Source organism: Cupriavidus sp. 05N39 (genome assembly GCF_056397325.1).
The window spans coordinates 53,382-61,316 of sequence record NZ_JBFTNE010000045.1 but is presented as its reverse complement, the minus strand read 5'-3'; the positions used below and the strand labels follow the sequence as shown (position 1 = coordinate 61,316).

Here is a 7,935-nt window from a genome sequence, read left to right as displayed (position 1 = left end):
GACCTGGATCATGCCGTCAACGGTGTGCTGTACGGCATCTTCAGTTCCTCGGGCGAATCGTGCATCGCGGGCTCGCGCCTGTTCGTGGCACGTTCCTTGTATGAGCCTTTCATGGACCGCCTGGCCGAGGGCGCGGCGCGCCTGCGCGTGGGCGATCCGGCCGACGAGCGCACCCAGATGGGGCCGCTGATCAGCGACCGCCACCGCGACTCGATCGAATCGTATGTGGCGCTGGGCGTATCCGAAGGCGGCCAGTTGCGCACGGGTGGCATCCGCCCGGCGGTGGCGGGCTGCGAGAACGGCTACTTCTACACGCCCACCATCATCGAAGGGCTGGATAACAGCGCCCGCGTGTGCCAGGAGGAAATCTTCGGGCCGGTGCTGGTGGCGATGGCCTTCGACGACGAGGACGACCTGATCGCGCAGGCCAACGACAGCGTGTACGCGCTGGCGGCCGGTGTGTGGACGCGCGACTACAAGCGTGCATGGCGCTTTGCGCGCGCGGTGCAGGCGGGCAACGTGTGGATCAATACGTACAAGCAGTTCTCGATCTCGACGCCGTTTGGCGGCTGGCGCGACAGCGGCCTGGGCCGGGAGAAGGGGAGGCTGGGCATCCTGCAGTACATGGAGCAGAAGAGCGTGTACTGGGGCATGCATGAACAACCGCTGCCGTGGGCTAACTAAGTGAGCACGACGAAATTGGACGCTGCACAAGCGACACAGCAGGAGAGGGTAATGAACACGATTCTGGGCATCGACGAAATCGTCTACGGTGCCGACGACCTGGACGCCTGCCGGCGCTTCTTCGCCGACTGGGGCCTCACGCTGGTGCGCGAGGACGAGGGCGGGCTGGATTTCGAGACGCTGAACGGCTGCCGCGTGCTGGTGCGCCGCACCGACGACCCCGCGCTGCCGGTGGCGATGGAAGACGGCCCGACGCTGCGCGAAGTGGTGTGGGGCGTGGACACGCAGGCCGCGCTGGACAAGATCGCGGATGCCATTCGCGCCGAGCCAGGCTTTGTCAGCTCGGGAGAGCACGGTATGCAGGGCGAGCAAGGCGAGCGCGTGGGCTGCACCGATCCCAACGGCCTGGCCGTGCGCTTCCAGCTGACCCGCAAGCGCGACGTCGAGGTCGAATGCGCCACGATGAACACCTGGAACGACAAGCCGCGCCTGAACCAGCGCAGCCCGATCTACGAGCGTGCCACGCCGATCGAGGTGGGGCACTTGGTGTTCTTCGTCAAGGACGTGGCGGCGACCGAGCGCTTCTACACCGAGAAGCTGGGCTTCGTGCCGTCGGACCACTATCCCGGCCGTGGCGCCTTCCTGCGCTGCGCGCCGGACGGCGGCCACCACGACCTGTTCCTGCTGCAGTTGCCGCAGGCCAAGAGCGGCCTGAACCACGTGGCCTTCACCGTGCGCGATATCCATGAAGTATTCGGCGGCGGCCTGCATGTGTCGCGCAGCGGCTGGGACACGCAGCTCGGCCCGGGCCGGCATCCGATTTCCTCGGCTTACTTTTGGTACTTCAAGAATCCGGCCGGCGGCCTGATCGAGTACTACGCGGACGAGGACCAGCTGGACGCCGGATGGGAGCCGCGCGATTTCGAACCGGGTCCCACCATGTTCGCGGAATGGGCGGTGGAAGGCGGCCTGGACGGTAATACCCGCCGGCAGAAGAACGCGGGCGGCCCGCAGGGCAAGTTCCTGACCGAGAAGCGCTGAATACGGTGTGGCAGGCAGCGTAGCAATACAGGCAGCAAGGCGATACGAAGCAATACGAAGCGACACATAGCGATACAAAGCAACACAAGGAAGTGCCATGAGTACCAGCCAATCCCTTACCCTGCGCGTGCAGGCCATGCGCTTCGAAGCGCGCGGCATTGTCAGCGTGGAGTTGCGCGACCCGGAAGGGCGCGAGTTGCCGGCGTACGCGCCCGGCGCGCATATCGACCTGCATCTGGGCAATGGCCTGGTGCGCAGCTACTCGCTGTGCGGCGCGCCGGAAGTGCGCGACCGCTACGTGGTGGGGGTGTTGCTCGACCGCGCCAGCCGCGGCGGCTCGCGCTATGTGCACGAGCAACTGCGCGTGGGCAGCACGCTTGCCGTGGCGGTGCCCCGCAACCACTTCGCGCTGGAAGAGGGCGCGGCCCACACGGTGCTGGTGGCGGGCGGGATCGGTGTGACGCCCATCGTCTGCATGGCGCGGCGGCTGCATGAACTGGGGCGCTCCTTCACACTGCTCTACTGCGCGCGGTCTCGCGCGGAAGCGGCTTTCGCGGACGAGCTGGCCGCCTATGGCGACGCGGTGCGCATGCACTTCGACGACGAGGCGGGCAGCCCGCCGGACCTGTCCGCGCTGCTGGCGGGGCAAGCGGCCAGCACGCACTTCTACTGCTGCGGCCCCGGCCCGATGCTGAATGCCTTCGAAGCCGCCTGCGCCGGACACGGCTATGCCGAAGTGCATATCGAACGCTTTGCGGCAGACCCGTCGGTGGCGGCCGTGCAGGAAGGCGAGTACACCGTGGCGCTGGCAAGCACGGGCAGCGAGCTGAAAGTGCCGGCAGGCAAGTCCTTGCTGGATGCCTTGCTCGAAGCGGGCATCGCCGTCGAGCACAGCTGCAAGGAAGGCGTGTGCGGCTCGTGTGAAACGCGCGTGCTGGAAGGCATTCCAGAACACCGCGACGGCGTGCTCAGCAAGAGCGAACGCGAATCGAACCAGACCATGATGGTGTGCGTGTCGGGTTGCAAGGGCAAGCGCCTGGTGCTGGACCTCTGAGCGACCTCCAAGCGCTACCGCGCGCCGCATCGGATGCGGCGGCGGCGGTGGTGGCCAGCGCGGGGTAAATCCCGCGATGCGCCAGCGCGAGGCGGCTGCGTGCCTCGGATACTTTTGAAGAGAAACACCGTGTTGATCCAGAGACAAGAGGCCCCGTTCGCCGATGCGAACGCCGAGGGCGTGGCGACCCCATCCAGCAACATCGCGGCAGACGGCGGCGCGAATCGCGCGGCCGGCGCGCCGGCCACGGCCACGCGCGGCGAGATCATCGCGCGTATCGAGCGGCTGCCCAGCAACGGCATGCATGTCCGGGCCCGGTTGCTGATCGGCCTGGCCACGTTCTTCGACGGCTTTGATGTGATCGCGATTGCGGCCACGCTGCCGCTGCTGATCTCGATGTGGTCGCTCACGCCGGCCCAGGTCGGCTTCCTGATCGCGGCGCCGTCGGTGGGGCAACTGATTGGCGCGCTGCTGTTCCCCTATCTCGCCGAGCGCTTTGGCCGGCTGCATTCGATTGGCTGGAGCGCCGGCATCATCGGGCTGATGAGCATTGCCTGCGGCTTCGCGCCATCATTCGAAATCTTCGCCTTGCTGCGCATCGTGCAGGGCCTCGGGCTTGGCGGCGAATTGCCGGTGGCCGCCACCTATATCAACGAGGTCACGCGCGCGCACGGGCGCGGGCGCTTCGTGCTGCTGTACGAGGTGGTGTTCCCGATCGGCCTGCTGATCTCCAATGCCGTAGGCGCGTGGCTGGTGCCGAAGTTCGGCTGGACCGTCATGTACTTCATCGGCGGCGCCCCTGTCATTCTCTTCTTCATCCTGCGCCGGGCCATTCCGGAGTCGCCGCGCTGGCTGGCGGAGAAGGGCCGGTTGGAGGAAGCCGACCGCGCGCTGCAGGCCTTCGAGGCGCGCGCCAAGGGGCCGCTGGCGCCGCTGGGCGATGTGTCCGCCTACGATGCGATGACCCACAAGCACCCGCGCCGCAGCGTGAAGGACCTGCTGGGCAAGGCCTATATCGGGCGCACGCTGGCGGTGTGGATGCTGTGGGCCACCTGTGGCTTTATCCAGTATGGGTTATCGACCTGGCTGCCGACGATCTACAAGACCGTGTATCACGCGCCGCTGCAACTGGCGCTGAATCTCGCCGCCGGCGCATCAGTGCTGGGCGTGGTGGGCTCGCTGGTCTGCGCGATGATCGTCGACAAGGTGGGCCGCAAGCCGGTGATCAACGTCTCGTTTGTCCTGTGCGCGTTGTCGCTTGCGCTGGCCGGCGTGTTCCATGCGGAGTCGGTGTATGTGGTGGCAGGCCTGTGCGCGCTGGCCCTTGGCTTCCTGGCCAGCGGCTTTATCACGGCCTACGTGTACACGCCGGAACTGTATCCCACCAGCATTCGCGCGATGGGCTGCGGTTTCGGGGGCGCCTGGCTGAAACTGGCGGCGATCTTCGCGCCGACGCTGGTCGCCAATACGATCGGCACGGGCAACCTCAGCAGCGCGTTCTATGCGCTCGCGCTGGTGCCGTTCCTGGCCGCGCTGACGATTCACTTCCTTGGCATCGAAACCAAGGGCAAGGTCCTCGAGCAACTCGAGGCCTGAAGCGAGCGGTGCGAGGCCGCGGGCGCTCGGCACGCCAGCGAATGCGCGGCCTGGCTGCGGGAATACCTGAAGGGCTAGGGTCCGCGCACCGGTCTGGTGATTGAAGTGCTGGAGGATCGACGCCGGGCGTGTTATATCGGTCAGTCGCGGGATGGCGCGCCGGGGTCGGGGCGCGGGGCCCGCATCGGGCGGGGCCCGGCCCAAAGCCGGTACCATATAGCAACGCCAAAGCACTTCATTCGCAGAGATATCACCATGACAGACGCTGTCGAGCCAACCGATCTCCAGGACAAGTACATCGTGCCGGGACTTGAACGCGGCCTGCGCTTGCTGGGCGAGTTCAGCCGCAACGAGAAGACCTTGTCCGCGGCCGAACTGGCTCGCAGGCTCCAGGTCCCGCGCTCCACGGTGTTCCGCCTGCTGACCACGCTGGAGATGATGGGCTTTGTCGAGCGCACCGACGGCGGCCGCGAGTTCCGGCTCGGCATGGCGGTGCTGCGCCTCGGCTTCGATTATCTCGCTTCGCTGGAGCTGACCGAGCTGGGCCGCCCGCTGCTGGACCGGCTGCGCGACGAAATCAATTACCCCTGCAACCTCGTGGTGCGCGACGGCCGCTCCATTGTCTATGTGGCCAAGTCCGTGGCGCCCACGCCGTTCGCCAGTTCGGTCAATGTCGGCACCCGCCTGCCGGCGCACGCGACCGTGCTCGGCCGCGTGCTGCTTGAAGACCTGACATTGGAGGCGTTGCGCGAACTCTATCCCGAGCCGCAACTGGAAGTCTTCTCGGACAGCACACCCAAGACCGTGGAGGCCCTGTTCGACATGGTTCAGCGCGACCGCCAGCGCGGCTATGTGCTGCAGGAGGGTTTTTTCGAAACCAGCATCTCGACCATTGCCGCACCGGTGCGCGACCGCAGCGGCAAGGTGGTGGCGGCGCTTGGGGCTACCATCCCGGCTTCGCGGATCGATCCGGAGCGGCTGGATACGATGGTGGAGCAGGTGAGGGGGGCCGCGGCGGAGTTGTCGCGGTTGCTGGACTATCGGCCGCCGATGGGTGGCGTGGTGGCGAATTTCTAAGGTGCCGGGCGAGCGGCGCGAATTCCTGCAGGCCCATCCTGTCCCGCTGGTGGACGGGCGCGGCCAGGCAGGACGATCAGGGAACCCCGGGAAGCGAAATGGCTGAGAAGGTTGGCGGTTGGATTCTAGTGGGGAGCGAAGGCGGTTACCGCCGGCTTGCGCGATACGCAATCGAAGATGAGGGCTCGCTGAATATCCGCTTCGTCCGTGCCGGCACCGTTCAGGAAGGCGCGGGCGCCGATTCTGACCGGATCGGGCAGCCGAAAACCAGGAAGTTGTCGTATCACGCCACCGGGCAAGTCCACCTGGACCACCGGCCCGGCGAAAGCGTCTTCATGGAGCCCTTGAGCCGTATCACCGGCCTGAATCTCTTCGCGGTCTATCGTGTCCCGTCGGCAGGGCGGCTTGATGAGCATGATGAGGCCTTGGGCCCCTCGGACCTGGTGCTGGCTTGTCCTGAGCAGTCCGTCCCGACGCAGTTCCTCTTTGGGATAGGTCCTTGCACCGCGAGCGCTCCCGGCACTTGGGGGAGCATCAGATTGGAAGGCTTGTTTACGCTCAGCGTTGCAATGGCCCCAGAGGCGCCCGACTATCCTGAGCACCTGAAGATTTACTTCTCCATATTCCTGTGGAAGGGCTTGTTTGAGCAACTGCCAATCCAGGAAGATCAGGCCTGCGCGGAGTTCCACCGGAAACTGGATGCCTCGCAAGGATTGACCGTCTTTCCGGCCACGTCCGATACCGCGAAGGGCGGTGGCTGAGGCGGCGGCGCGCGTTGTTGCCGTGCTGGATATCTTCCACAGGAGGCCCTCCCGTCGCCATCCCTCTGGACCGAGGGCCTCTCTAGTGAGCCATTAGCCCTGCGTCAGCGTTTCCAGGCTATCGGCGCGGAGGCGGAGCAGGCGGCCACCTTGCCGGACCAGCTCCTGGTGGTAGTGACCTTGACTAGCTGTTCGTTGACCGGCTCGATCGGCCGTTGCCGGCGCTCGGCCAGGCTGTTGGCTACGCTGGCAAGCGCTGCCTTGCACGCCGCATCGGCCGAGCTGGATCGCACGATGAACTGCGAATAGCGATAGTTGACTATCAGGGTGAAGCCGTCTGGAACGTATTCAACCGTGTATTCGGTGTCCATGTCATACGTCGACATCTGTCGGCCAGCAGATGGCGCGGGCGTGGTCGTAGTGCATGCCGCCGATATCAGGCAGGCTACCGCTGCCAGCACCTTCTTGTATTGCACGGCATGATCTCCAAGGATTTCATTGCAGGAAGCGCGGCGCATCTTGGCTTGTGTACGAGTCTGGGGCTGGATGGTACCAAGGAATGACGGTGGAGGAATCCGGATGGCCATGGTCCCGGCGCCTTCCCGCAGTGGCCGCCGCCGCTTGGGCAATGGACGGAATCGGGGGAGTCGCAGAATCGGGCGCCCACCTGGGTTCGACGGCATCTTCAATGCAAGGTGTCGCGATGGCTTCGGCGGAAATTTTTTCACCCAAAGAAAAAAGGACTTGGGCTGTCGCCGCAAGTCCTTCATTCCTCACCGAATTTTGGTGGGTGGTACAGGGATTGAACCTGTGACCCCTGCCGTGTGAAGGCAGTGCTCTACCGCTGAGCTAACCACCCCTGCTGCTGCGTTGTTGCTGCTGTGCTGCAGAGAAACAAGATTATGTCAGCACGCTTGTATCTTGTAAAGCCCTTTCTGGAGATTTCTGCAAAAAATCGCTTCTGGCTTTCCTGGCAGGCTCACGCGGCTTCAGCCGCGGGCGCATCTTCCTGCCACACCACCTTGCCGCCGCTCGCCTTGTCCAGTTGCTTGAGCACGGCCAGGTGCGCGGTGGTCTCTTCCTCGCTGGCCATCAGCACCGGCAGGTCCAGGCGCGAGAGGTCAGTGGATGCCACGGCGTCGCTCTGCGAGCCGCCGCCGTCAAGCATATCGATGACCAGCGAGTTCTGGCCGCGCGTCATCGCGAGGTAGACCTCGGCCAGCAGTTCCGCATCGAGCAGTGCGCCGTGCAGGGTGCGGTGCGAATTGCTGATGCCGAGGCGGTCGCACAGCGCATCGAGCGAATTGCGCTTGCCGGGGAACATCTGGCGCGCTTCGCGCAGGGTGTCGATCACATTGCCCGCGTGCTCGCGGAACGGGGGCAGCCCGACCAGCTTGAATTCCATGTCGAGGAAGCCAAGGTCGAAGGGCGCGTTGTGAATGATCAGTTCGGCGTCCTGGATGAAATCCCGGATCTCGTGTACCACTTCCGCGAACTTGGGCTTGTCGGCCAGGAATTCGACGGTGATGCCGTGCACCGCGATCGCGCCTTCGTCGATATCGCGTTCCGGGTTGACGTAGAAGTGCAGGTGCCTGCCCGTGAGGCGGCGGTTGAGCAGCTCCACGCAGCCGATTTCAATCAGGCGGTCGCCGGTGGCGGCGCTAAGGCCGGTGGTTTCGGTGTCGAGAACGATCTGTCGCATGGCGGGCATTCTAACCGGAG

At 65.2% G+C, this 7,935-nt stretch carries 8 protein-coding genes and 1 tRNA gene; 6 read left to right on the top strand and 3 right to left on the bottom strand.

Annotated elements, in window-relative coordinates; translation table 11 throughout:
* From AC1DN0_RS21895 to AC1DN0_RS21870, 6 genes are all read left to right on the top strand, one after another.
* On the top strand, positions 1-684 hold a 684-nt coding region (locus AC1DN0_RS21895; RefSeq protein WP_477146001.1), incomplete at its 5' end, for an aldehyde dehydrogenase family protein.
* A 51-nt stretch (positions 685-735) separates the two neighbouring features.
* Entirely contained in the window at positions 736-1,725 is a 990-nt protein-coding gene (locus AC1DN0_RS21890; protein WP_477146000.1) for a VOC family protein, read from the top strand.
* 97 nt (positions 1,726-1,822) lie between these two features.
* Positions 1,823-2,779, top strand: coding sequence for a PDR/VanB family oxidoreductase (locus AC1DN0_RS21885; RefSeq protein WP_276287907.1), 957 nt, complete (start codon positions 1,823-1,825; stop codon positions 2,777-2,779).
* 300 nt (positions 2,780-3,079) lie between these two features.
* The gene (locus AC1DN0_RS21880; RefSeq protein ID WP_441627542.1) at positions 3,080-4,375 is read left to right on the top strand and encodes an MFS transporter; all 1,296 of its coding nucleotides are present in this window, start codon (positions 3,080-3,082) and stop codon (positions 4,373-4,375) included.
* 255 nt (positions 4,376-4,630) lie between these two features.
* Positions 4,631-5,452 carry an IclR family transcriptional regulator gene (locus AC1DN0_RS21875; RefSeq protein WP_441627493.1) on the top strand — a complete coding sequence of 274 codons (822 nt, stop codon included), beginning with the start codon at positions 4,631-4,633 and terminating at the stop codon, positions 5,450-5,452.
* Between the two features lie 98 nt (positions 5,453-5,550).
* Positions 5,551-6,213, top strand: a complete 663-nt coding sequence (locus AC1DN0_RS21870) for a hypothetical protein (protein ID WP_441627491.1) — start codon at positions 5,551-5,553, stop codon at positions 6,211-6,213.
* Positions 6,214-6,317: 104 nt separating this feature from the next.
* Here AC1DN0_RS21870 and AC1DN0_RS21865 read toward each other — a convergent pair whose 3' ends face one another.
* From AC1DN0_RS21865 to dnaQ, 3 genes are all read right to left on the bottom strand, one after another.
* Complete coding sequence (locus tag AC1DN0_RS21865) at positions 6,318-6,689, bottom strand: hypothetical protein (protein WP_441627489.1); 372 nt, start codon at positions 6,687-6,689, stop codon at positions 6,318-6,320.
* A gap of 308 nt (positions 6,690-6,997) precedes the next feature.
* A tRNA-Val gene (locus AC1DN0_RS21860) sits at positions 6,998-7,072 on the bottom strand.
* A gap of 120 nt (positions 7,073-7,192) precedes the next feature.
* Positions 7,193-7,915, bottom strand: coding sequence for a DNA polymerase III subunit epsilon (gene dnaQ / locus AC1DN0_RS21855; protein ID WP_441627487.1), 723 nt, complete (start codon positions 7,913-7,915; stop codon positions 7,193-7,195).
* Positions 7,916-7,935: the final 20 nt, after the last annotated feature.

Coding starts and splice junctions, on each gene's coding strand:
- dnaQ (WP_441627487.1), bottom strand. CDS start 7,915: ATGCGACAGATCGTTCTCGACACCGAAACCACCGGCCTTAGCGCCGCC.
- AC1DN0_RS21875 (WP_441627493.1), top strand. CDS start 4,631: ATGACAGACGCTGTCGAGCCAACCGATCTCCAGGACAAGTACATCGTG.
- AC1DN0_RS21885 (WP_276287907.1), top strand. CDS start 1,823: ATGAGTACCAGCCAATCCCTTACCCTGCGCGTGCAGGCCATGCGCTTC.
- AC1DN0_RS21890 (WP_477146000.1), top strand. CDS start 736: ATGAACACGATTCTGGGCATCGACGAAATCGTCTACGGTGCCGACGAC.
- AC1DN0_RS21880 (WP_441627542.1), top strand. CDS start 3,080: ATGCATGTCCGGGCCCGGTTGCTGATCGGCCTGGCCACGTTCTTCGAC.
- AC1DN0_RS21870 (WP_441627491.1), top strand. CDS start 5,551: ATGGCTGAGAAGGTTGGCGGTTGGATTCTAGTGGGGAGCGAAGGCGGT.